We start from the raw sequence: 23,739 nt of genomic DNA on the forward strand, positions 1-23,739 counted from the left end.
CTTATTTCTCGATCACTGATTTAAATTGTTGGACGATTTCATTAATTTGGTTGAATTTGGTTTTGTACGCATGCTGGTTAACAATCATACGCGAGCTGATTTCCGCAATATGCTCCATTGGCACTAAGCCGTTGGCTTTTAGCGTATTACCGGTATCAACTAGGTCAACGATACGATCGGCCAAATCGATTAGCGGCGCGATTTCCATTGAACCGTAAAGCTTAATCAAATCAACCTGCTCACCTTTTTGAGCATAGTAAGCTTGCGCTGATTTAATGTATTTGGTAGCAATCTTCAGGCGATGGCCGTGTGGCTTTTCTACTTCTGGGCCGGCAACCATTAACTTACATTTGGCGATTTCCAAATCCAGCAGCTCATAGATATTGTCTGATGGTGCTTCCATCAATACGTCTTTACCGGCAACACCGATATCCGCCGCACCATGCGCAACATAAGTCGGTGCATCGGTAGCACGGACAATCAATAGACGAACATTGTCGTGGTTAGTCGGAATAATCAACTTACGGCTTTTGCTCGGATCTTCCTGCGGAATGATATTCGCCGCTTCTAGTAGCGGCAAAGTATCTTTGTAAATACGCCCTTTCGATAGGGCAATCGTTAACTGTTCATTCATAACTACTGGTCAATAAATCATTTATAAATTGGGTTCAAAATCGAGGCAAAGCCGGTACAAAATTATGTACGGCGGTAAATATGCGCACCGATCTTATGGAATTTTTCTTCAATTAGTTCATAGCCTCGATCGATGTGATAAACACGATCAATCACAGTTTCACCTTCGGCAACCAAACCGGCTAAAACCAAACAGGCCGAAGCACGTAAATCGGTCGCCATAACGCGCGCACCTTTCAACTGCTCCACACCGTGAATCAAGGCCGTATTGCCATCAACGTCAATTTTTGCCCCCATACGCGCCAATTCTGAAACGTGCATAAAGCGGTTTTCAAAAATATTTTCTTCGACTTTTGACTTACCTTCGGCAACGCAATTCATTACTAAAAACTGCGCCTGCATATCGGTCGGAAAATCCGGATATGGGGCGGTGGATATATCAACCGGGCGTAACTTGCGTCCTTGCATATCGATGGTAATGGTTTCCGCCGTACAACAGACATCGGCACCCGCTTCTTTAAATTTTTCGATAACGGCTTTTAAGTGCTGTGGAACCACTTTAGTTACCGTCAAAATACTCTGCGTTAAAACGGCTGCCGCTAAATAAGTTCCCGCTTCAATACGATCTGGAATGACGCGGTATTCAACACCGTTCAGTCTTTTAACACCTTCAATCACCAATGTATCAGTCCCGATACCGGTAATTTTAGCTCCCATCTTCACCAGGAATTGCGCAAGATCGGTAACTTCCGGCTCGCGTGCGGCATTGCGTAGAATCGTAACGCCCTCGGCCAGCACCGCTGCCATCAGCAAGTTTTCCGTACCGGTAACCGTGACCACCGGCATTTCAATATCGGCACCTTGCAGGCGACCTTCCACTGTGGCAACAACATAACCGTCTTGCACATCAATGGTTGCTCCCATGGCTTCCATACCGTCCAAGTGAATATTCACCGGACGCGAACCAATCGCACAACCGCCCGGCAAAGACACTTTCGCTTCGCCAAAACGAGCCAATAAAGGCCCTAAAACCAAGATCGAAGCCCGCATGGTTTTCACAAGCTCATACGGCGCTTCACGATGATTCACTTTCGATGCATCAATTTCAATACAACAATTTTCATCAAACAGAATATCGACCCCCATAGCTCCAAGCAGATGCAAGGTTGTGGTGACATCCATTAGATGTGGAACATTTCCAAGTTTCACCGGCGTTTCAGCTAGTAGACAGCCCATTAAAATCGGTAAAGCTGCATTTTTAGAACCGGAAATTTCTACCGTGCCAGATAATTTGCTCTGGCCGTTTATAACAAGTTTATCCATCGTAAAGTGTAATCGCGCTATTAGATTAAGGAGTTTTGGTTTTAATTGAAAGTGCGTGAAGCGCACCGCTTTCAATATCTGCCTTGAAAATTTCGTTCACCATACGATGACGCTTAATTGGCGGCTTACCTTCAAACTCGGCACTGGTCACAATCACAGCAAAACTGCAATCGGCACCACTTGTTTCTACCGTGCTACCAGGCAGAACTTCTTGAATTCGTTGACGAATTGTCTCCGGCGACATAGCTACTCCAAAAGAATTATTCGCGTATTTTAACGCCTTTGTTTAATAAAATCAGATTTATCGCAGAAACCACTATGACGAACAGCAACGTCACCGACAAACTCAGGTAGATACTGACATCGGCCTTCTCGAAAAATCCATAGCGAAAACCATCGACCATGTAAAAGAACGGATTAAAATGCGACGCCTTCTGCCAGAACTCCGGCAATGCCTGAATCGAATAGAAGACCCCGCTCAAAAAGGTCAGCGGCATGATAATAAAGTTCTGAAACGCAGCGAGATGATCGTATTTATCGGAGACAATACCAGCCAACATCCCAAGCCCGCCCATCATCGCAGCACTCAGAACCGCAAAGATAATAATCCAATGCGGAGCCTGCCAAGTCAGATCAAAAGCGATAGCACCGACAATCAAAATACCTAAGCCGACCGCAATACCGCGCACTATCGCTGCCGCAGTAAAGGCAATATAGAATTCCAATGGCGAAATCGGACTTAACAGCACAAAGGTCAAATTACCGTGCATTTTCGACTGAATCAGACTGGATGAACTATTCGAGAAAGCATTTTGCAAAATCGCCATCATTACCAAACCGGGAATCAAAAACTGGCTGTAAGCTAAACCGCTAAAGACATCAGTTTTTGAATCAATAACCTGCCCGAACACCAAGAGATAAAGTAGAGTCGCGACAATCGGCGCAAAAACGGTCTGCACCGCGACCGAATTAAAACGACGCACCTCTTTTAAAAAGAGCGCCCAAGTTCCAGCCCAATTTAACATTTGCCTTCTCCTTGCTGCACTTCACCACTATCGGCTGTTAAGTCAATAAACACCTCTTCCAAAGTCGCATCACGACTACTGATGTCTTCAACCGGCACTTGAGCTTGATGTAGCTGTCCCAAGATTTCTCCGAGAGCGACTTCTTTATCAACTTTAAACACCAAAGCGCTGGCTTCGTCCTCAACCAAAAGATTTTGCAAAGCCGGTGGCAACGGTGCCTGCTGTTGCAGATAAGACTGCGGCACACTGACTTTCAAATAACGGTAAGCATGCTTGGAAAGCAATGCCGAGGTTTTATCCAACGCCTTAATCTGACCTTTTTGCATAATCGCCACCTTATCGCACAGGGCTTCCGCTTCTTCAAGATAGTGCGTAGTCAAAATAATGGTGTGACCGTTTTTATGCAGTTCGCGAGTAAATTCCCACAGAGTTCGGCGCAGGTCGACATCAACACCGGCAGTCGGCTCATCTAATACCAGAACTTGCGGTTTGTGAACCAAAGACATGGCAATCAAGGCGCGACGTTTCATACCACCGGATAACTGGTGAGTTAACGAATCCGCTTTATCGGTTAAAGCCAAACGCTCTAACAACTCATCAATCCAAGCATTTTGTTTAGCGCCCTTCAAACCAAAATAACCTGACTGAAGTTTCAATAATTCGCGGATATTAAAAAACGGATCGGCAATGAGTTCTTGCGGAACCAGCCCTAAAGAACGACGAGTTTCTCGGTAATCACTAATCACATCCTTACCCATGACCTTAATCGAACCGGAAGACGGAACCACTAAGCCGGACATCGCATTGATTAAGGTGGACTTACCGGCTCCATTCGGGCCAAGCAAACCAAAAAACGAGCCTTCCTCAACAGAAAAGCTAACGCCTTTTAATGCCTGCAAATCGGCATAGTGTTTTCTAACATTACAAAATTCTACTGCTGACATAGGAGTAACCGGACTTGAGGTTTAATAGAATACTAAGACTTGATTGAGTTTAATTGAGCTCAACCAACTCCTGCAGGTCATACAATTCGATTAACGTATGCGCCTGTTGCGGGCAATGCAAAATCGAAATTGGCTGTGAAGAAGCAACCGCCCAGTGAGAAATCAATGCCAAAACCGAAGAGTCCATCTTTTGATTCTCGGCAAAATCCACACACTGAACCGGCAGACTCAAAACTTTATGCGCCTTAACCCATCCATCCAAATTAAGGATAGTTAATTCTTGCGGAAGTTTTAGGCAACCCGATTCAGGTTGCCAATGTAAAGAAGGGATTGCTTGCGCCACCTAGATCACCTATTGGCTGCTAGCATCAGCGGTCGCGTCACGACTGCGCAGTTCTTGAATCACGGCATCAACGCCTTGGCGATCAATCATGCCACCGTAAACATTACGAAAACTCACCAGAGTCGAGATGTTATTAAAAGTGAAATCGTACAATAACCATTTACCGGAATCTTTATCTTGGAAAGCACGGTACACCAGTTGCAAGGCCTGACCATCGCTTAATTTAACCGTCGAGGAAATTTCCGCACGACCCGGTTTTGGCTCAGTCACTTGATCAACCGAAGCGGAAACCACTTCAAATTTCAGGAAGTTTGACGAATAACTGCGAATTAAGTTATTGATAAACGCATCGGTAAACTCGACACGTTGTTTCTCCGTCGCAGAGCGCCAGTGAACGCCCATGGCAAAACGCGCCATTTTGTCTTCGGCCACATATGGCAAGACATTATCTTTGGCAAACTGCATGACTTTTTCCGGGCTCTCTTGCAATTCGGCACGCTGTTCAGAAACCTTAGCAATCAACATATCCGATAACTCTTGCACCATCTTGCCTGGATCGTTTTGCGTAACCGCTTGCGCACTCATCGCATTAAACGCCAAGGCAATCGCTAATAGCGCCTGTAGCCAAAGAGAGTGAATTCGCATTTTCGAAGTGATCATTATTTATCTCCGCCTTCGGTAAATTTCACTAAAAACTGTCCAATCAACTCTTCTAATACAAGAGCCGACTGGGTATATTCAATTTCGGAACCATTTTCCAGATACTCAAAGTCACCGCCCGGCGCGATGCCAACATATTGGTCACCCAACAATCCAGAAGTCAAAATCGCTGCCGACGAATCACTAGATAGCTCGTTAAACTGTTGGTCAATTTGCATCCAGACACGCGCCTTAAAGGTTTTCTGGTCAATAGTGATATTGGTAACACGACCAATCACAACGCCACTCAGCTTAACCGGAGCACGCACTTTCAAACCGCCGATATTGCTAAACAGCGCCGTCACCTGATAGCTCGGCTTCTCTTTTAATGCGGTGAAGTTACTCACTTGCAAAGCAATCATTAGCAAAGCGGCGATGGTCATTAATACCAAAGCGCCAACCCAAATTTCCATTGTTGTTTTTTGTTTCATCTTGATTCCCAAGTCAATCCGAGCAGTCAGGCTCAAATCTTAGTCAAACATAATCGCAGTTAGAATAAAGTCTAGTCCAAGAACGCCGAGTGAAGCGTGGACAACGGTTCTTGTGGTCGCGCGGCTCACCCCTTCCGATGTCGGAATGGCGCTCACCCCTTGATAGAGCGAGATAATCGCAATCAAAATCGCGAAAGCGACCGACTTGATGACGCCATTCATTACATCATCTTGCCAATCGACCGAGCTATTCATTTGTGACCAGAATGCACCTTCATCCACACCGAGCCAGCCAACACCGACCATATAACCGCCGATAATTCCCATCGCGGTAAACAGCAACGCCAACATCGGCAATGCAATCACTGACGCCATAAAGCGTGGCGCGTAGATATATTTAATCGGGTCAACCGCCATCATTTCCAAAGCGGAAACCTGCTCAGTGGAACGCATCAAACCGATTTCAGCGGTCAAGGCGGAACCGGCACGACCGGCAAACAACAGTGCAGCAACCACCGGCCCGAGCTCTCTTAACAGCGACAGAGCGGTCATGGTGCCAACCGCTTCTTCGGAGTTATAATCAACCAGTACGTTATAGCCTTGCAGGCTCAACACCATGCCGACAAACAGACCGGCAGTCAGGATAATCGGCAGTGATAAAACACCGGCAATGTATAACTGTTTAATCCACAAATCAAAACGCAATAGCGCTACGGGTAATGCCGGGAACAAGGAGACGGTAAATAAAGCCGCCTGCCCCAGAACCGCCAAAAAGTTAATAAACTTTGCGCCAATCGAGCCTAGAAACTGCGCAATAGAAAACTTATCAGACATGCATTTCCTTTAAGTTACTCGGCTCCGCCAGTGGCAGTGCGTGGGTTAGCTAATGATTGACGGTAATCTTCTTTAGCAAAATGAAACGGCACTGGACCGTCTGCCAATCCATGCACAAACTGATGCACAAACGGATTTGATTCCGCCAAAATGGTTTCTTTATCGCCTTGTGCAATGATTTTGCCTTCTGAGATGACACAAACGTAATCGGCAATCGACAGCACCTCATCAACGTCATGCGAAACCACAACCGAGGTCAATCCAAGCGTATCATTCAGTTTGCCGATCAATTCAATCAACACCCCCATGGTAATCGGGTCTTGGCCAACAAAAGGTTCATCGTAAAAAATCATATCCGGGTCAAGCGCAATTGCACGCGCCAAAGCGACACGGCGCGACATACCACCGGAAAGCTGCGCCGGTTTAAGATGCCGTGCGCCACGTAAACCAACTGCTTGTAATTTCATCTGCACTAATGGATTGATAATTTCTGCCGGTAACCTAGTGTGTTCTCGCAACGGAAAGGCGACATTATCAAACACATTCAAGTCAGCCAATAAAGCACCGCTTTGGAATAACATACCCATACGGCGACGCAATTCATACAACGGGCCGCGCTTTAACTTGTGAACATCTTCACCATCAACCAGAATGCGACCTTGATCCGGATCTAACTGGCCGGCAATCAACTTTAACAAGGTCGTTTTACCGGTGCCGCTCGGCCCCATAATCGCCGTCACCTTGCCTCGCGGAATCTGCAAGCTGATATTGTCGAAAATCACTCGATCATCACGAGAAAAACTCAAACCTTCAATTTGTATTAAATTATCCGACATGCTCAAGGCAACCTAACATTCTTATTATCTAATTTACACTCAGCCGACCGCTTCAACCGTGTCATTTTTGCAACACAGGTGCGAGAATGCGACTAAGTTTACCGACTCAAACACATAAGGAAAAGCAAAAATGCTGAATACAAGCTGGCGAGATTAATTCGTTGCAAAGTTACGACAAATGCCAAAATCCGCATTTATTTCAATACCCGAGTAATTCCGCAACGGTTTTTAAATTTGTTATCGATGCAATGTCCACCTCAGCATCTGCAATACAAACCGGTACTGCTGTAGCTTGTGGTAATGACTGCATAAACGACATCAACAAAGCACTCTGTTCCTTACCATCGCTTGGCAAACGTTCAAGCCAACACAGAGGCTCGCCAGAAACAATTCTGTCTTGCTGCTGCCAAGTCCAACCCGGTAGTTGTAAATGACGGGAAACCAAACTGACCGGATAACCTGCAATCTCAGCTTCTGGCAATCGCTCTTCGGCAAGTACAACCACCCTGATTATCGCTTCAGCAATGTCACTTCCTTTCAAAAAGCCAAGTAGAATTTGCAAGGCTTCTATCTCGGTTTCCTCTGCAACAAACAGTAAAAAATTATGTTCATTGACGCAATCGACGAAATCTTCCAAAGCATCTTGATCTATTCGTCCGTCCGGCATCAACTTTTGCCACTCAATAGAAGGTACGCACGCCAAACGAAAATGGTTGAGGTAAAAATCAAAAAACCAATCACTCGGCAAATCTGTTGGATAAAAATCCGGCTGCCAAGCACTAAACGCCCAGCCAAGAGGACTAATTTCCGTATTCTGTAAAGACTTCATCACTAACCTGCTTAACAAAACATAATCGGCGCCCATTGTAGGGTTTACGTTATTAAATTTCCATTTCGAGACCACATACAACAGAGAGCAGCCTGTCGTAAAAGCAATAACCATTACTATAGAATGGTTAAGCACAGCTATAAATAAGTTTTATCCCCCTTCCCTATTTCAGCTATAATTCGTGCAACTTCAAAATTTTGAATGCCAAAAGTTAACAAATTATGACAATGACATCACTTATTCTTCCAAGCCTGCTTTTGCTTATTGGCTTAGCCTTACTGGTATGGAGCTCGGATATTTTTATTGACGGTGCCGCCAGTACGGCAACCCACTTAAACATCTCACCACTGGTTATTGGTGTCGTTGTCCTAGGTTTTGGTACTTCCATGCCGGAAATCGTCGTCGCCACCCTTGCTTCTTTGGATGGCAGTCCCGGCATTGCAATCGGTAATGCCGTCGGCTCCAATATCGCCAATATCGGTCTGGTATTAGGGTTAACCGCGCTGATTGCACCGGTCATTGTAAAATCCTCGATTCTAAAACGCGAATTGCCGATTCTTTTGGCGATTTCTGTCGGCGTCTACTTACTGGTTCTTGACGGTAATCTGGATGTTTTGAACGGCATTATCTTATTATTGGCTCTCGTCGTGGTCATGTTCTGGATGATTAAAGCCAATAAGTCGATGGACCCTTCCGACCCAATGGCGCAAGAAACCTTGCAAGAAATGGAAGATATGCCGGAATTAAGCATGAAAAAATCGCTGATTTTCCTAATTGGCGGCCTGCTTATTTTAATGATTAGCGCCAAAATGATGGTCGCCGGTGCCGTCGAGATTGCCCATTATTTTGAAGTGCCGGAAGTTGTGATCGGTCTGACCATTATCGCTATCGGCACTAGCTTGCCGGAATTGGCCGCAGCGATTGCCGCAGCGCGTAAAAACGAAGCCGATTTAATTATCGGCAATATCGTCGGTTCAAACTTATTCAATATTCTTGCGGTCATGGCTGTACCGGCCTTATTGGCGCCAAGCGTTCTAGAACCGGAAATCCTCCGTATCGACATGGTGGTCATGCTTGGATTTACCCTAGCGATGTTGATATTCGCGCTACCGTTACGTGGACAAGCGAGCATCGACCGTACCCGCGGTTTATTGTTAAGCGCCGCCTTCTTCGGTTATCTGTATATGCTATATTTACGCTCCACCGGTGGAATGTAACCTCACAGGGTCTGTTGAAAATTCGATCAAATAGAATGACTACAAGGTGAATTGGCTTCAGCCAAGAGAGGGCACTCTGGGGTGTTTATCACGATTTTCGCCTTGTTGGACGCAAAAATGATTGTGGCAGAACCTAATTATGAATTTTCAACAGACCGTAGCAATAAGCGAGACGACTCATGCAAATCGACGCAAACATCGCCGCCAAGGCGCAAAAAATTAAATTTCTTATTCTTGATGTCGACGGCGTCTTGACCGATAACCGCCTGTACTACAGCGATGACGGTATTGAGACCAAAACCTTTTACACTCGTGACGGCCACGGCATGGTCATGCTTAAGAAAAGCGGCGTCGATATCGGCATCATTACCGGGCGTAAATCACAATTGGTGGCTAACCGTTGTCGAGACTTGAAAATCGAACACCTATACCAAGGTGTGCCGGATAAATTACCAAGTTTTTTGGATTTAGTTTCTAAACTGGGTCTAGAATTGGATGAAATTGGTTATGTCGGCGACGATATTCTTGACCTACCAATCTTAAAACGCGTCGGCCTAAGCGTCACACCGGCGGATGGCGAAGACGAAGTAAAATCGCGTGTTGACTATGTTTCCAAGTATATCGGCGGTAAAGGCGTGGTTCGAGAAGTGTGCGAAATCATTATGCGCTCGCAAGGCACTTTCCAACAACACATGGACTTCTACCTACGCGATCTTGAAGATTAATTACTAACAGAGCCAGCATTTTGCTGGCTTCTGTGTATCTGAAGCACCTATAATTATCTTAATTCCCTCTCAAAATAAGCAGTGCTATGCGACTTTCCAAAAGCCATCTACTGATTCTTAGCCTTGCCCTAGCGGCTTTTGCACTGTGGCTTAATATTTGGCTTGAATCCAATCAGCAAGAACAGGAAGACACACCTCAAACCCTAGCCGAACAGGCGGTATGGCAGTTCAAGGATACTCAACTCTGGTTGCCAAGTATTCAGACGGCAGACAACGAAAATGGTGAACACGGCCAACAAGACACTAACTTGTACTTCTACGCAAAACAGATTACCTATCAACAACAGCACAACACCCAGATTGAAACCCTTAATCTGGCTAGCTATTCGGCAAACCAGTTCAATTTAATCAGTAGCGACCAAGCACAAATCGATAAAAACCAGAGTATGCAATTCACCCAGCAAGAAAATCCGGTTCAATTGCAACACTGGCGCGAAAGCGAACAGAAATGGCACCGAGAAATTCAAATTTCCGGCGCAGAATTTACCTATAATGGGCAGCAACAAACGTTACTCAGCGAACAACCGGTCACCTTGACGCAACCGGATGCCGAAATTCAAGCAGGAAATCTACAAGCCGACATCAAAACCGGTGACTGGAATTTTGGCAAGGGTGTTGAAGGTCTTTTTCAACTGCCGCAACGCACCGAGTAACCACTGCCAAACCATGATAAAGTGCTGAATTATGACTCAACGCCGACCAACTTCTTTTACTCGCCAGCTTGGCAAATTTAGTGTTAATACGCTACTTGCTTGCATATTAGCCACTCCTAGCGTGGCTTTCAGTGCCGAGCGAACACTAGAAAAATCGCAAGCGATTAGCATTAATGCCGACCAACTTTTGGTTCAAGAAAAACAAGGTATTAGCCGTTATCAAGGCAATGTTGAAGTCACTCAAGGTGAACTGCAACTGAATGGCGAGCAGATTAAAATTATTCATCCAAACAACCAACTGCAAAGCATTGAAATCAGCGGCAAGCCTGCGACTTTCAAGCGCGTGGATGAAAAGAGCGGCAATGTCACTCAGGGTCATGCACAAAAAATCCTGTACCAAAGCAAAACCGATACTTTGACGTTTATCGGCGACGCATTGGTTGAAGAAGCCGGCAAGCATAAAATCAGTGGTGCCAAGTTGGTTTACGATTTGCAAAAACAGACCTTACAAGCCGAATCAAGCAGTCAAAACAATGAACGAGTGCAGGTTATTTTAGTGCCGAATAGCGCAACCGAATAACCCAAAACCGCACCTTTGCCTAACTTCGCATAATAGAGAGTTTATTAAATAGATTTATGGCGCACTTCTACGCTCGCAACCTAGCGAAAAGCTACAAAAAACGTCACGTTGTTACTCAAGTTGATTTAGATGTGCACAGTGGCGAGGTGGTCGGCCTACTTGGACCGAATGGCGCCGGGAAAACCACGACCTTTTATATGATGACCGGCTTGGTGCAAAATGACGGTGGCGAAATCTATCTAGACGATCATGAAATCAGTCAAATGCCGATTCACCAACGCGCTCGCCTCGGCATCGGTTATCTGCCGCAAGAAAGTTCGATTTTTCGCCAACTGACCGTGACCGACAATATCAAAGCGATATTGCAAATGCGTCCGGATTTAAGCAAAGCAGAACAGAATCTATTATTCGAAAATCTGGTCGACGATTTACAGATTGGTCATATCCTTGAACAGATGGGACAAGCGCTGTCCGGCGGTGAACGCCGTCGCGTGGAAATCGCCCGTGCACTGGCGATGGAGCCAAAATTTATCTTATTGGACGAACCCTTTGCCGGCGTCGACCCAATTTCGGTAAAAGACATTCAAAACATTATTATCCATCTTAAAGAACGCGACATTGGCGTGCTCATCACCGACCATAATGTTCGCGAAACTCTGGGCGTTTGCGACCACGCCTACATTCTGCATGCCGGCACCATTCTCGCCAAAGGCCAACCACAAGACATCCTGCAACACAGCGAAGTAAAACGTGTCTATCTAGGTGAAAATTTCGCTTAATTTTTTCTACCTAAACGAATTTTTCAATTTTTTTCCGGCCATTTAAAGCAGCGTTTTTGCCCCATCAGAAAAGCACCACTTCTAATATGGAAAAATATCCCTTTGAATTTTCAACAGAAATTAAAATTGGCTTTTACAGCGGTATGACGGTAGTTATTGAGTTGGATCACTATTAATTTTACTAATCATCTTTTGGAAACTTTCTTGACTGTTTTTTCTGAAAACTGGTGCTATACTGAAATCGAAGACAGGAAAAAGAGCCTTAAAGAAGAGAACAAAGAGTTAGAAAAAAGTTTCAAACTTTCTTAACATCGACTCTCCTAGTCAAATCGCAAATCTCACAACTAAAGGAGCGATTATATGCAAGTCAACATCACAGGCCACCACATCGACGTAACTGATGCCCTTCGTAGCTATGTCTCAGAAAAATTACAAAAACTAGAACGCCATTTCGATCATGTAACCAATGTTCATGTCATCCTAACCGTAAACAAACAAGCACAAATTGCTGAAGCAACGGTACACGTTTCAGGTGCGGATTTGTTCGCGCAACAGGAATCGGAAAACATGTACGCATCAATTGACGGCTTAGTTGATAAATTAGATCGCCAAATCATTAAACACAAAGAAAAAATCGGTAACCACCAGAAAAAATCCGGTGGCGTGAAAAACATGGCCGCAGCAGAAGCTTAAGCTAGCCAAAAAGCCGATTACAGCAGCTAAGCAATAGCTGAATAGTAAAAACGCCTCAACCATTTGGTTAGAGGCGTTTTTTATGAGTGATATTTTTTTCTTTCCTTCCTTTAAACCAGCTTCTGTAGCCAATTAGTTACTGCTACAATAACGAAAATCGATTGCATCTCAGCAGCATACAGCGCTAACATCCCAAGCGTTGTTTCCGCCACAACTCATATTTGGCAATCAACCTTTAAATGCCCAAAAAGCGCCCTAAAAACAGTAAAGGTCTTCCGTGAGCAATACCAATATCGACAAGCAGCAAATCACCGAACAGCTTTTCAATGCGGTTGGTGAAGAGAATCTAGAAACCATTGAACAGCTCTCACAGCATTTTGTACCAGAAGAATTGGCGGAAATGCTGGAGTCCTCGCCGCAAAAAGATCGTAATACGTTATGGAACGGCATTCCCACAGAAAAACAAGGCGAGGTGTTAACTCACCTTAACGATGAAGTACGTGCCAATCTTCTTGGTGAGCTGGAAACTCACGAAATCGTCGAAATCACTGAAGAACTTCCCGTTGATGATATTGTCGATATCGCCCAATCGCTAGAAGAGGAAGAACAGAAAGAGTTTGTCGAATCGCTTGATGAAAGCAATCGAGAAGCCGTTCAGTTAGCGATGACCTATAACGAAGACTCTGCCGGCGGTCTAATGAGCACTGACTTTATCTCGGTGCGTGCTGATGTCACCTTAGGCGTTGTTTTGCGTTATCTGCGCCAACTTGGTGACCTACCGCCATCAACGACTGCACTATTGGTTCGCGACCGTGACGATCATTATGTCGGTTGTCTGCAACTCCGTTACCTACTGACACATGATGAAGATTGCGAAGTTCAGGAGTTTGTTGACCAAAGCGTCCCAGCCGTTAATGCCTATACTTCAACTAAAGAGGTCGCGCACCTTTTCGAGAAACAAGATTTGATTTTTGCTCCAGTTATCGATGACCAAAATCATATTCTTGGGCGCATTACCATCGATGATGTGGTCGATATTATTCGTGAAGAAGCCGAACACCAACAAATGGCGAGCGCCGGTCTGGATGAAGACGAGGATATTTTCGCACCGGCTAGCCGCGCCGCGAAACGCCGTACTTTCTGGCTCGGGATTAATTTACTCACCGCGATTTTTGCCTCGATTGTCATCGGCCTGTTCGACGCTTCAATTGAAAAAGTGGTCGCCTTAGCGGTATTAATGCCGATTATCGCCAGCATGGGCGGAATTGCCGGCACCCAGACCGCCACGATTGTTATTAGAGCGCTTGCGACTGGAAAACTCGGTAAATCCAATAGTCGTTCGTTGTTAATTAAAGAATCCACCGTCGGACTCTACAATGGCTTTATCTGGGCAGTACTCACTGGTTTAGCCGTATTATTGTGGTTCCAAGACTGGCAGCTAAGCGCAATTTTCGCCACCGCCATGCTGATAAATTTATTGGCTGCCGCTTTTGCCGGCGCAATGATTCCGTTAATCTTGCAACGTATGCGTATCGACCCGGCACTGGCCTCGGGACTGATGCTAACCACCGTAACCGATTCCCTAGGGTTCTTTGTATTCCTAGGTTTAGCAACCATCGTGCTATTATAGATTGAAGAAATTCTGGCAAAACACTGACAATAGGCGTTTGCCCATTGAGTTAGAAAATCCTAAGATTTAAGGTGTTAATTTTTAGAGGAGTACACCATGAAATATCGTTTAGCTATTGGCTCACTACTTATCGGTTCGCTTGTATTATCCGGCTGTAGCCAGAATCGCGAAATGACTAAAGAAGACCGTGAAGTCGAGAAAAACGTGGTAACCGGTGTGGCCGCAATCGGCGGTGCCTTAATGGCAAATGCACTAGGCATGGATAGCAATGCCGGTAAAGTTGTGGTCGGTGCGGTCACCGGTTTCACCGCTCGCAAAATCTATGAAGACGTTAACAAAGACACCGCAAGTGACCCAAATACCGATGTAACACCGGTTAATATCAACGGTCAGGAATATATTCAGGTAGAAGTTAAAGATGTAAATTTCCGCTCAGGTTCCGCCACACTTGAACCGAGTGAACTAAGTAGATTAAAGCCGGTATTGGATGCACTGAATAATTATCCAAATACACGTGTTTATGTCGAAGGCCATACTGACAGTGACGGAAGTAACGAATTTAACCAACAGCTTTCAGAAAACCGCGCTAAAAACGTCGCTTTCTATTTAATGGATAATGGCATTACTCGCGACCGAATCGTCACTTACGGCTACGGCGAAGAACGTCCTATCGCCAGCAACGCCACAGCAGAAGGCAAACGCATGAACCGCCGTGTTACCTTCTTGATTAGTGAGATTTAAACAACAACTAAATCGCTATTGTCTAAAATACTGCGTCACTTCCAAAAATTCTTGTGAAAATTCCCGCCTTCGCGGGAATGACGTAAGTAGATATTCTTAAACAAGCAATCCATCAGAACCCTAGATTGCCGCGTCACTCCGCTCCTCGCAATGACCTGTACATTTATCATCGCGAGTGAAGCGCGGCGATTCATACTTAAAACCTACACTGAATTTAATCCCTAAAGATTGCCACGGCACTTAAATGCCTCGCAAAGACTAAGCACATTCATTGCGATGACAAGTTCTTATTTTGTAAGTCGTTTACTCTTTTAACCCATCCGGCTCTTTGTTGATTACATTACGAATCAGCGCCCAGAAAATACCTAGCATTAACCCTAGCACCATCGCTACCGCCATAATCAATGCGCGTTTCGGCTTTGATTTTTCTTCTGGCACGACAGCCGGATCAATGGTTTTGAACACCACATCTTCAGAAGTATTCGCCAACATCATCGTCTTAATATTGGCTTCCATCATTTGATAAATTGACTGCTTTACTTCTGCCAAAGAGGTCTTTTTCAACTGCTGCTCTAAATACGCATTCGAGCGTTGCGCCTCAGTCAAAGACTGTTCTTTCATTTGAGCATTAATATCTTTCACCATCTGCGTTGCCCATTTTGCAGCCAAAACAGGGTCAATGAACTCAACCGACAAGGTTATAAAACCCGACTTTTTGTCTTCAGCCACTGAAACAATCCCTTTAAACCGCTTATAAGCATTCCAAAGAGAAGGTTCATTAGGAGCAAGGCTTTCCCGCTGATAGCCGGGGGTAGCCTCATTAGAGGCAGGACTGACAATATTTTTGATTGAAGCCAAAACACTAGGGGATTTTGCAATCCAAGCTTGCTTATTCTTATCCCAACTATCGGCAAACAGTACCGGCTTTAGATTATTCTCCTGAATAAAGCGCTCACCAAACTTACGTGATTGCAAAATGGCAATCGCTGTGCCGGTATCCGACGCCCCGCCGCCGCCAATATTAATGCCCGCAAGTGAGGCTAAACCACCAAATTGTGCAGCCAATCCCGCAGACTTCCCCTCACCTTGCGCAGAAGCCAATACCACTTGTGCTTTGTAATAATTTTTTTGATTTAAGGCATACACCAGAGCCACGCTCATAACCAATGCAGTAATTAAAACAATGCTCCATTTGCGCGACCAAACGGCATGCCATAATTCTCGCAAATCAATCTCATCGTCGGCGAATTGCGGCGGGTATGGCTGTGGGTAATTATTCTGTTGATTTGTCGAGTTGTTACTCATTTCGGATTCACTTCTCATTAAAATACACCCACTGTTTTGAAACTAGCCAGTGCTAGACCGATTTGTCCGGCAATCGTCGCCACTTCTTTCCACAACTCGATTGTTTGCAGTTTTTCTACATCCATCGGTACAACGATGACATCACCTTGCTCAATTTCTGAACTGGCCGAAGCATAGAAAAATCCGCTTTGTTGAAACGGAACTACTCTGCCGGATGCTTTGACGATATAAGCACGCTCCATGTCCGCTAAGTTGTTTGGACCACCCGCCATTTGAATATAGTCCGAGGCCATCATATTGTCGTCGAAGTTAAAGGTTTGAGAGGCAAAGACCTCGCCAATTACCGCGACCGTTCTCGGCTCTGACGGAACAAGTACCTTATCTTGGTCTTTTAGATAAACCTTACTAAAAGCGACATTATAATCACTATCACTATTGACCAAACTCAGACGACCGGTAGCCTTGGCTTGGTTCGCTTGCTGGATTATTTTCGACAACTGTTCGCTCGCTTCCGCTGAGATCGAAGACTTTTTCGAAACGTTGCTCTGAGCAAGAATAGATTCCAATTGATAACGCATCTTATCTAACTCTTCGCCCTGCTTTTCAAGCAAAGTTTGACGCTGTAGAACTGTTCCCGAAACAAATGCCTGCTTTGTAAAACCGCCGGCACGCTGAATAAGCTCAGCAAGGGTTTCCTGTTCTTTAAGCACATAAGTCCCCGGAAACTTAACCTCGCCCTCTAAAGTAACCGTACTTTTCTCAGACCAGTCCGGTTTTCGTTTAACAACCAAGCTATCAAGTGATTGTAATTGCAGATTGCTAAGGGACTTCTCATCCAAAGCGATGATTTGATTTAACACTTTTAGCTTTTGATCTTTTTTGTCGATATTTCGGCTAACAATTTCACCGTCTAGCGTATAAGCTGATTCAGCAAAACCGCCTGCTAACTCAATCAAATCAAGCGCGCTCATCTGCTTAGTTAAAGGATACTCCCCCGGATATTTTACAAACCCCTCAACAGAAACAATCTGGGCAGGAGATTTAGCCGTCGACTGCTCATGCAAACGTTTCAGTAATTCTTCAACCTTTACATGCGGATTACCCGATTTAATACTGCTAGAGCCTGAATTTTCTACCGTGACATTTGCGTCCAAAATAATCAACTCATCCATCGGCTGGGCTTTAAGATTCAGTTCAGAATTTAGCCCGATTAACAAAGCGGATACTTTACGGTTATAAGCATTTTCCCGTTTTAACAACGCTTTCTCCATCGAAGTTAAAGACGCGCCCCCTGCAACAGAAAGTAAATCCGCCACCGACATTCCTTGCACATAAGGATATTCGCCCGGATAATTGACACTACCGACAACCGAAATCACCTCCGCCAAACGATCTTGTTTAGCTTGATTTTTAAGTTCGGCAACCCAAGGCTTTAGCACATCAACACGATTATCATCAAAATTCAAAATCAATAATTCATCGCGAGCTTGCAAGGCGATATTCTGCCCACTTAGAGAGTCAGTAATAGCCTGCTTTAAATCGACCATCAAAATTTGAATATTACGTTCAAGACCGACTTCGCGTTTGATAAAGACATGCTCAAGATCGGTTCTCGCCAAAAATTCATCAGACGCCTGACCCTTGAAAAGGTCGGCAATTCGTAAACCTTGACGCCATTGATACTCCCCAGGTCGACTAACGCTACCATTTACAAGAACAATATCTTTATACTCATCAACTGAGGCCAAAACACGAACAGCGTCACCGTTCTTAATTGCCTGCTGCATCACTGCATTTGAGCGCAAATTGACATCTTTTACTTCGCGGTAACCGTCGGTACGAATTCTTTCAAGTTTGGAATGTGAAGGACTGGCATCTTGAGTAAAGCCGCCTGCCAAAGCAACAACATCTGCCAAGGTTTTTTCGTATTTCAATTCATAAATTGCCGGGCGTTTCACTTCACCCGCTACAGTGATTGTCTTTTGCAAGGTCGGTACAAATAAAACATCACCATCCTGAAGGCTAACATCTTTCGACATATCCCCTTTCAATAAAAAATCATATAGATCCAGTGTCGAAATGACCTTACCTTGGCGCTTTAATTGAATATTTCGCAGAGAGCCAATCGTCTTGATTCCGCCGCTTGAAAGCAAGGCATTGGACATAGTCGATAGCCCGCTAACCACATAGGCACCCGGCTTAAAAACATCACCCAAAACAAACACACGAATCGAACGCAAAGCGCCTGCAGTGACATTAACATCAACACCAATAACAGCCCGTGCAATTTGTGACTCAATTAACTGCGCGGCTTTATTAAAACGCATTCCGGCAACTTGTAACGGCCCGACTTTCGGTAACTGAATGCTGCCCTCGCGATCAATTTGCAATGTATAGAATTCGTTCTCGGCACCGTAGATTTGAACATTCAATGAATCGCCCGGCCCAACAATATAATCAGCAGGAACCGGCGCGTTTGCCAATGGTGCGAAGGTTGACGGGGTACCGGCAAAGAGGTCATACCCAAAAGGCTTAATCTCATCCTCAATTGCGGTTGAAACCTGACGCTCTTCAAGATCGGCATTATCAATCGACTTCTGTGCCTCTTTAACTTGCAACGACTGATTCACATCCGCATCGACATTTCTTTGTTCAATAACCGGTTCGGCAGTAACATCTTGCTGATTTAGCTCGACCACTTGCCCGCTATTTGACGGCACAACACCTGGCGCATATTGCTTAATCAACGATTCCTGCTGTGATTTTGGCAAAGATTGAAACATCTGTAACTGGGCGGCGCTCGGTTCAATTGCCACCGCATTATTCGAAAATGCAGCAGACAATAACGACACACCTAAAAACACGTTTTTAGACATAATGCCAATCTTTAGCTTACCCAATTTCATATTTATTCATTCCAATCTAAATTACGATTAATTAATTTGCCGAGCCAGTTTAACAACCTTTTACAGGTTTCTAGTAAAGATAACTCAGGCTCAATTTAATACCCGAATTATGGCTCATTTCACCCAGTTCTCGGTTAAAGTTTTGATAAAAAACCCGCGGCTCTATTTTGAGATTTTTATCCCAGTAAAACTCGCCGGAAAAAGTTGCACCTAAAAAATCAATATCACCTGATAAATCCTCTCCCGCAAAGAGAGGATTAAACCGTGCGAATGTCGACTCGATATCCGACCATTTTGCATATTTAATGGCCGATTTTAACGTCCAACCCGCATTTGCCGACCAAATCCCGCCTAACGTCAGGCTGCGACCACCCAAGCCAATATTGCTCGCAAAGCTTTGTTGATGCTGATTTATCGCAAGTACAGTACCCGCCTCTTGCTCAGCATTGGCAGTATAACGGTCTGAGGTTGTATCGACCACTTCCAAGAACCAATGAAAACGACCATTTTCTGCCGACACGTATGGCAAGGCGTCAATGCCAACCAATAAACTCCAATCCCCACTTGCAACGCCACTTAATGCTTTCACCGCTTGGGCATACACGGCCACCGGTTCATCAAACGGCAAACCGTAACGAAAATCGATGCCAACTCGATTCTGTTGCAAAGGTTCAATATTGGGCAAATTTTGTTCATCAAATGACATACCGCCAAAAGCCATCTGTAAACGGTTAAAAGGCTGAATTTCGATACGTGCCGCATATAAGTTCACGTTTAGATCATCGCCATCTATTACAGAAGAACTCTCTAATTTACCGGCAAACGCCTGAACATTAATTGGACCAAATTCCTCTAGGAAATCGAAAGCATGTCTGGTCGAATTAACCGTTTGGATATGCACACCAAAAATAGGTCGGGACTGAGTTGACCATAACAAACTGGTATCATTAGCTGGGCCCCACCAACGGTTTTGCGAACCCACACTAATCGCTGCATTGCCGATATTCGTTGCAATATAGCTATTGTCCAGCCGCGTTTCCGATTCGGTTCTTGAAAGCGAGATTTGAAAAGCGACCGACTTATATAATTGTCGTGTTTCCACACCAATTACCGAACCTTTCGAGTACAGCTCCCGTTGGCTAAAGTCAGAGAATGCTTCATTCTCACTAAGTACAGTCCCTTTTAAAACCTTATCAGTTCTTAAATCTGTCTGACTATAACGTAGCTTGGATACACGATTTTTTAGCCGGTAAAACGCCTGTTTTTCTAATTTGGAAAGACGTTTAATCGAAGATACTTCTGCAAGTGCTCGGTCAAGATCTGGAGCATAAACAGGCCAAGAACTGCTCGCGATTGATAAAACACCTCGCTGAGTCAATAGCTCTATATCTGATTTCAAACGATAATCGGATGGCGAAAACCAAACGCTGGCTAAAACCGTCGAAGGAAGTAAAAAGAGAAATGAAAAAATTCTAAAAAAAGCCAACACTTGCTATCTATTCTTATTTCTAAAAAGGTAACTCATAAAAATGACTCTGCATCTAAACCTTGTCATCACGACCAATCCACTTTAACTAAACAAGGTAAAGCCAAAACGACTTAACTAAACTTCTGGATTGCCACGCCACTCCGTTCTTGGCAATGACAGCCCAGAACACTCTGCATCTAAACCCTGTCATCGCGTGCGGAGCGCGGCGATCCATTTCAAAACAAAACAACCAACTCTAAATTACTAGACAATTACAAGATTCCCGCCTGCGCGGGAATGACGTAAAAGGGTTTTTATCAAATCATCCAGACCCTAGATTGCCGCGTCACTCCGCTCCTCGCAATGACAACCCAAAACACTCTGAATCTAAACCTTGTCATCGCGAGCGAAGCGCGGCGATCCACTTCAAAACAACCAACTCTAAATTACTAGACAATTACAAGATTCCCGCCTACGCGGGAATGACGTAAATGGGTTTTTATCAAATCATCCAAACCCTAGATTGCCGCGTCACTCTGTTCCTCGCAACGACCTGTACATATATCATCATCGCTAGCGGAGCGCGGCGATCCACTTCAAAACAACCAACTCTAAATTACTAGACAATTACAAGATTCCCGCCTACGCGGGAATAACGTAAAAGGATTTTTATCAAATCACCCAAACCCTAGATTGCCGCGGTGCAAAACGAAAAACCGCTCAATAAACTTCATCATGAGAGCCAATATCAATGGGAATAATATGATTATCTTGGATCACAAAATCAATCACAACTCGATACTTCATATTAATTGAAACGCTATAGTATTCTTTTAATGAACCTTGTAGCTTGTGCAAACGCAGAGATGGGTGAAAAGGGTCGATTTCAAGTAATTCAATCGTTTTGCCGTAACGAGGTAAAACTTCAGGATGCTTCTTAATGAACTTTTTTAGCTTTTTAAAATATTCGTCAGTACGAATAATTTTATAGTTCATTAACTAACTCTTTTAAGTGCTCATCAGAAGCCTGAATCTTAAAACGTCCCTCTTGAATATCTTTCATAGCCAGTAAATACGCCAAATCCAGCTCCTGCTGTCTAAAAGCCTCATAACGCTCAATATCCAAAACAACATACTTATTTTTTCCACGGACATTAATAATCAACTCATCGGCTTTCTCTAACATTCTGCCTAAAAAAGACACCCCTTTGGTTTTTACATCATTTGCAGACACAATCATAACAACACTCCCAATCGTACTCTTAAGCGCATTATAGCAAAATCAAAACCAAAACAACTCTCTAGATTGCCACGTCACTTCGTTCCTCGCAATGACAAACTCAAAATCTCTCGCCAAACCCACTTCCGTCATCACGAGCGAAGCGTGGCGATCCACTTTAACCGACTATGACTAAATCCAAATCTAAATAATCAAAGCTCTTCACAAACTTTTTCAATAAATTCAAAAACCTGCTCGGACATTTTCCCCTGAAACTTTTTTCTGCGCCTGATAGAGACCTTTCCATTATTCTGCAAGGTCGTTAATACCAAGGTCGTTAATTCATTGCCTCGAACATCAAACGCCTCATCTACAGCTCGGTAAACCCGATCAAACTTTTCTAAAAACACCGTTTCCTCACGCAAATCCTTTTCGAAGGATTCTTGGGTCATTTTCAGTCCAAACTCCACACAAGGCGTTGCATCCCAATAACGATACAACGATTCCTCGCCTTTAAAGGCAAACAGATACTCCTCATCATGAAGCCAACTCACATTCCAATACTGACGCATAGGAACGGAAAAGCTCTGCAAAGCTTTAAGATACTCCGCTTCATTGCGCTTCATTGCAATTGAAACAGGTAACAACATACCGTCAGGTAGCTGACCTGACTGGCAAAGAGCATAATGAAATAAAAATCGAGATAATCGACCGTTACCATCCATAAACGGGTGAATAAACACAAACCCAAACGATGCAATGCAAGCCGATATAATCGGATCAATCACCTTTGGAAGTTCATTAGCAAAAGCCAGCACTGATGACATCAACTCATCAACCATCGAAGGTGGTGGTGGAATATAAGTAATGCCGGCCACTCCTCGCAAAGGGCCTCTTAACCAATTTTGTTGATGGCGATAGCTCCCAGCCTGATCAAAAGGATTCGAAACCGCCACATTTTGTAACTCGACCAAATACCCTTCATCCATTTTCCTTGGATGGTGAGCTTGCTTTAGAAGAGCCATAAACGCTTCTGTCTTGTCGTAAGCCGGCGTTTCCTTCTCAATCGCATAAGAACTCTCCGTTTCATGAAGATATGCCCACGAGAGAGCTCGTTCAACTGATATTTTGTCCAATTCCGCGATAAAAGAGTATGCCTTATCAAGAATAGACTCTTCGAGCAAAGCTGTAATCAATGAAGTACGCTCGACAACGACACAATAATCGATTGTCCCAAGCCCGTTAAAACGCACTTTCCAACGCGAATTTCTCGGTCCCGGAGCCGTGATATATTTTTTTTCATCAAACAGCCCAACCGTTGGCCCGGAAACCATAGAAACGTCATCTAAAAAACATTGATTAAACGACTCCCAGAGAAATCCAAGCAGGCGAACATAACGACTCGAAGGAGAAGACTCGACAAAACGACAAAGATCCGCTTCATTAACATACTTAACCGCCTGAGACAGAACTTGCAGATTTACGCCTTCATGCTTTATTGCAAAAAGAATATGCGAAATAACACTGTCATCACCGGGCGCAACGGAAGAGGGAATAAAAATCGATTCTTGTGTCACCGTAACCCGAGAGACACCACCAACAACTGCCGGTCGAGCGATCGGAAAAACCTGTAAGCCCAGCTCCTTACACAGCCATTGATACCCTATAGATGTCATTTTTTATTAAACCAATAAAGTTTTTATTAAAAATAACTATTATGCTCATTTTTTTATTAAAAATAAATAACCGTTAAATCAACTTCAATGATTGCATTAAAAACTCATCACCCAAAGCCTGTCATTGCGAACGCAGTGAAGCAATCCAGTCAAACCAACAATGACAAGCCTAAAGCCCGTCAGGCCGTGT

The 23,739-nt window shown here is 44.3% G+C and carries 25 protein-coding genes; 8 read left to right on the plus strand and 17 right to left on the minus strand.

Annotated elements, in window-relative coordinates; all coding sequences use genetic code 11:
• Position 1: 1 nt before the first annotated feature.
• The 11 genes from hisG to J3998_RS01775 form a co-directional block, all read right to left on the minus strand.
• Positions 2-634: an ATP phosphoribosyltransferase gene (gene hisG, locus J3998_RS01725; protein ID WP_208146975.1), complete on the minus strand. Its 633-nt coding sequence runs from the start codon at positions 632-634 to the stop codon at positions 2-4.
• A gap of 62 nt (positions 635-696) precedes the next feature.
• Positions 697-1,956 carry a UDP-N-acetylglucosamine 1-carboxyvinyltransferase gene (gene murA / locus J3998_RS01730; RefSeq protein ID WP_208146987.1) on the minus strand — a complete coding sequence of 420 codons (1,260 nt, stop codon included), beginning with the start codon at positions 1,954-1,956 and terminating at the stop codon, positions 697-699.
• 25 nt (positions 1,957-1,981) lie between these two features.
• Positions 1,982-2,200, minus strand: a complete 219-nt coding sequence (locus J3998_RS01735; protein WP_208146998.1) for a BolA family protein — start codon at positions 2,198-2,200, stop codon at positions 1,982-1,984.
• Between the two features lie 16 nt (positions 2,201-2,216).
• Positions 2,217-2,981 carry an ABC transporter permease gene (locus J3998_RS01740; protein WP_208147000.1) on the minus strand — a complete coding sequence of 255 codons (765 nt, stop codon included), beginning with the start codon at positions 2,979-2,981 and terminating at the stop codon, positions 2,217-2,219.
• Positions 2,975-3,925 (minus strand): ABC transporter ATP-binding protein, encoded by a 951-nt coding sequence (locus J3998_RS01745; RefSeq protein ID WP_208147002.1) that lies wholly within the window; start codon positions 3,923-3,925, stop codon positions 2,975-2,977. The genes J3998_RS01740 and J3998_RS01745 overlap by 7 nt, the downstream gene beginning before the upstream one ends.
• Before the next feature lie 49 nt (positions 3,926-3,974).
• Complete coding sequence (locus J3998_RS01750) at positions 3,975-4,268, minus strand: STAS domain-containing protein (RefSeq protein WP_208147004.1); 294 nt, start codon at positions 4,266-4,268, stop codon at positions 3,975-3,977.
• A gap of 9 nt (positions 4,269-4,277) precedes the next feature.
• A complete protein-coding gene (locus tag J3998_RS01755) occupies positions 4,278-4,928 on the minus strand; it encodes an MlaC/ttg2D family ABC transporter substrate-binding protein (RefSeq protein WP_208147006.1) in 651 nt (216 codons plus the stop codon).
• Complete coding sequence (mlaD, locus tag J3998_RS01760; protein WP_208147008.1) at positions 4,928-5,398, minus strand: outer membrane lipid asymmetry maintenance protein MlaD; 471 nt, start codon at positions 5,396-5,398, stop codon at positions 4,928-4,930. Before mlaD ends, J3998_RS01755 begins: the two co-directional genes overlap by 1 nt.
• A gap of 39 nt (positions 5,399-5,437) precedes the next feature.
• Positions 5,438-6,232, minus strand: coding sequence for a lipid asymmetry maintenance ABC transporter permease subunit MlaE (gene mlaE, locus J3998_RS01765; protein ID WP_208147010.1), 795 nt, complete (start codon positions 6,230-6,232; stop codon positions 5,438-5,440).
• 14 nt (positions 6,233-6,246) lie between these two features.
• The gene (locus J3998_RS01770) at positions 6,247-7,068 is read right to left on the minus strand and encodes an ATP-binding cassette domain-containing protein (protein ID WP_208147021.1); all 822 of its coding nucleotides are present in this window, start codon (positions 7,066-7,068) and stop codon (positions 6,247-6,249) included.
• Positions 7,069-7,267: 199 nt separating this feature from the next.
• Entirely contained in the window at positions 7,268-7,897 is a 630-nt protein-coding gene (locus J3998_RS01775; protein ID WP_208147023.1) for a hypothetical protein, read from the minus strand.
• A gap of 221 nt (positions 7,898-8,118) precedes the next feature.
• Between J3998_RS01775 and J3998_RS01780 the strand changes: the two genes are divergently transcribed.
• The 8 genes from J3998_RS01780 (at position 8,119) to J3998_RS01815 (ending at position 14,975) form a co-directional block, all read left to right on the plus strand.
• Positions 8,119-9,114 carry a calcium/sodium antiporter gene (locus J3998_RS01780; protein ID WP_208147033.1) on the plus strand — a complete coding sequence of 332 codons (996 nt, stop codon included), beginning with the start codon at positions 8,119-8,121 and terminating at the stop codon, positions 9,112-9,114.
• Between the two features lie 179 nt (positions 9,115-9,293).
• The gene (locus tag J3998_RS01785) at positions 9,294-9,839 is read left to right on the plus strand and encodes a KdsC family phosphatase (RefSeq protein WP_208147035.1); all 546 of its coding nucleotides are present in this window, start codon (positions 9,294-9,296) and stop codon (positions 9,837-9,839) included.
• Between the two features lie 86 nt (positions 9,840-9,925).
• The gene (gene lptC, locus J3998_RS01790) at positions 9,926-10,552 is read left to right on the plus strand and encodes an LPS export ABC transporter periplasmic protein LptC (RefSeq protein ID WP_208147036.1); all 627 of its coding nucleotides are present in this window, start codon (positions 9,926-9,928) and stop codon (positions 10,550-10,552) included.
• Between the two features lie 31 nt (positions 10,553-10,583).
• Complete coding sequence (gene lptA, locus J3998_RS01795) at positions 10,584-11,132, plus strand: lipopolysaccharide transport periplasmic protein LptA (RefSeq protein ID WP_208147038.1); 549 nt, start codon at positions 10,584-10,586, stop codon at positions 11,130-11,132.
• Between the two features lie 56 nt (positions 11,133-11,188).
• Complete coding sequence (gene lptB / locus J3998_RS01800; RefSeq protein WP_208147040.1) at positions 11,189-11,911, plus strand: LPS export ABC transporter ATP-binding protein; 723 nt, start codon at positions 11,189-11,191, stop codon at positions 11,909-11,911.
• Positions 11,912-12,271: 360 nt separating this feature from the next.
• Entirely contained in the window at positions 12,272-12,604 is a 333-nt protein-coding gene (gene hpf, locus J3998_RS01805) for a ribosome hibernation-promoting factor, HPF/YfiA family (RefSeq protein ID WP_208147042.1), read from the plus strand.
• Between the two features lie 277 nt (positions 12,605-12,881).
• Positions 12,882-14,234, plus strand: coding sequence for a magnesium transporter (gene mgtE / locus J3998_RS01810; protein WP_208147044.1), 1,353 nt, complete (start codon positions 12,882-12,884; stop codon positions 14,232-14,234).
• Between the two features lie 96 nt (positions 14,235-14,330).
• Entirely contained in the window at positions 14,331-14,975 is a 645-nt protein-coding gene (locus tag J3998_RS01815) for an OmpA family protein (RefSeq protein WP_208147046.1), read from the plus strand.
• A gap of 303 nt (positions 14,976-15,278) precedes the next feature.
• Here the strand turns inward: J3998_RS01815 and J3998_RS01820 are convergent, their stop codons facing one another.
• The 6 genes from J3998_RS01820 to J3998_RS01845 form a co-directional block, all read right to left on the minus strand.
• Positions 15,279-16,298 (minus strand): Wzz/FepE/Etk N-terminal domain-containing protein, encoded by a 1,020-nt coding sequence (locus J3998_RS01820; protein WP_208147048.1) that lies wholly within the window; start codon positions 16,296-16,298, stop codon positions 15,279-15,281.
• Positions 16,298-19,156, minus strand: coding sequence for an SLBB domain-containing protein (locus J3998_RS01825; RefSeq protein WP_208147050.1), 2,859 nt, complete (start codon positions 19,154-19,156; stop codon positions 16,298-16,300). The genes J3998_RS01820 and J3998_RS01825 overlap by 1 nt, the downstream gene beginning before the upstream one ends.
• 100 nt (positions 19,157-19,256) lie before the next feature.
• Entirely contained in the window at positions 19,257-20,585 is a 1,329-nt protein-coding gene (locus J3998_RS01830) for a capsule assembly Wzi family protein (protein ID WP_208147052.1), read from the minus strand.
• Positions 20,586-21,374: 789 nt separating this feature from the next.
• Positions 21,375-21,650, minus strand: a complete 276-nt coding sequence (locus J3998_RS01835) for a type II toxin-antitoxin system RelE/ParE family toxin (RefSeq protein ID WP_208147054.1) — start codon at positions 21,648-21,650, stop codon at positions 21,375-21,377.
• The gene (locus J3998_RS01840; protein WP_208147056.1) at positions 21,640-21,894 is read right to left on the minus strand and encodes a prevent-host-death protein; all 255 of its coding nucleotides are present in this window, start codon (positions 21,892-21,894) and stop codon (positions 21,640-21,642) included. The genes J3998_RS01835 and J3998_RS01840 overlap by 11 nt, the downstream gene beginning before the upstream one ends.
• A 191-nt stretch (positions 21,895-22,085) precedes the next feature.
• A complete protein-coding gene (locus J3998_RS01845) occupies positions 22,086-23,549 on the minus strand; it encodes a Fic family protein (RefSeq protein WP_208147058.1) in 1,464 nt (487 codons plus the stop codon).
• Positions 23,550-23,739 lie beyond the last annotated feature (190 nt).

The sequence above is a fragment of the Thiomicrorhabdus marina genome, assembly GCF_017571465.1.
Lineage (GTDB): Bacteria > Pseudomonadota > Gammaproteobacteria > Thiomicrospirales > Thiomicrospiraceae > Thiomicrorhabdus > Thiomicrorhabdus marina.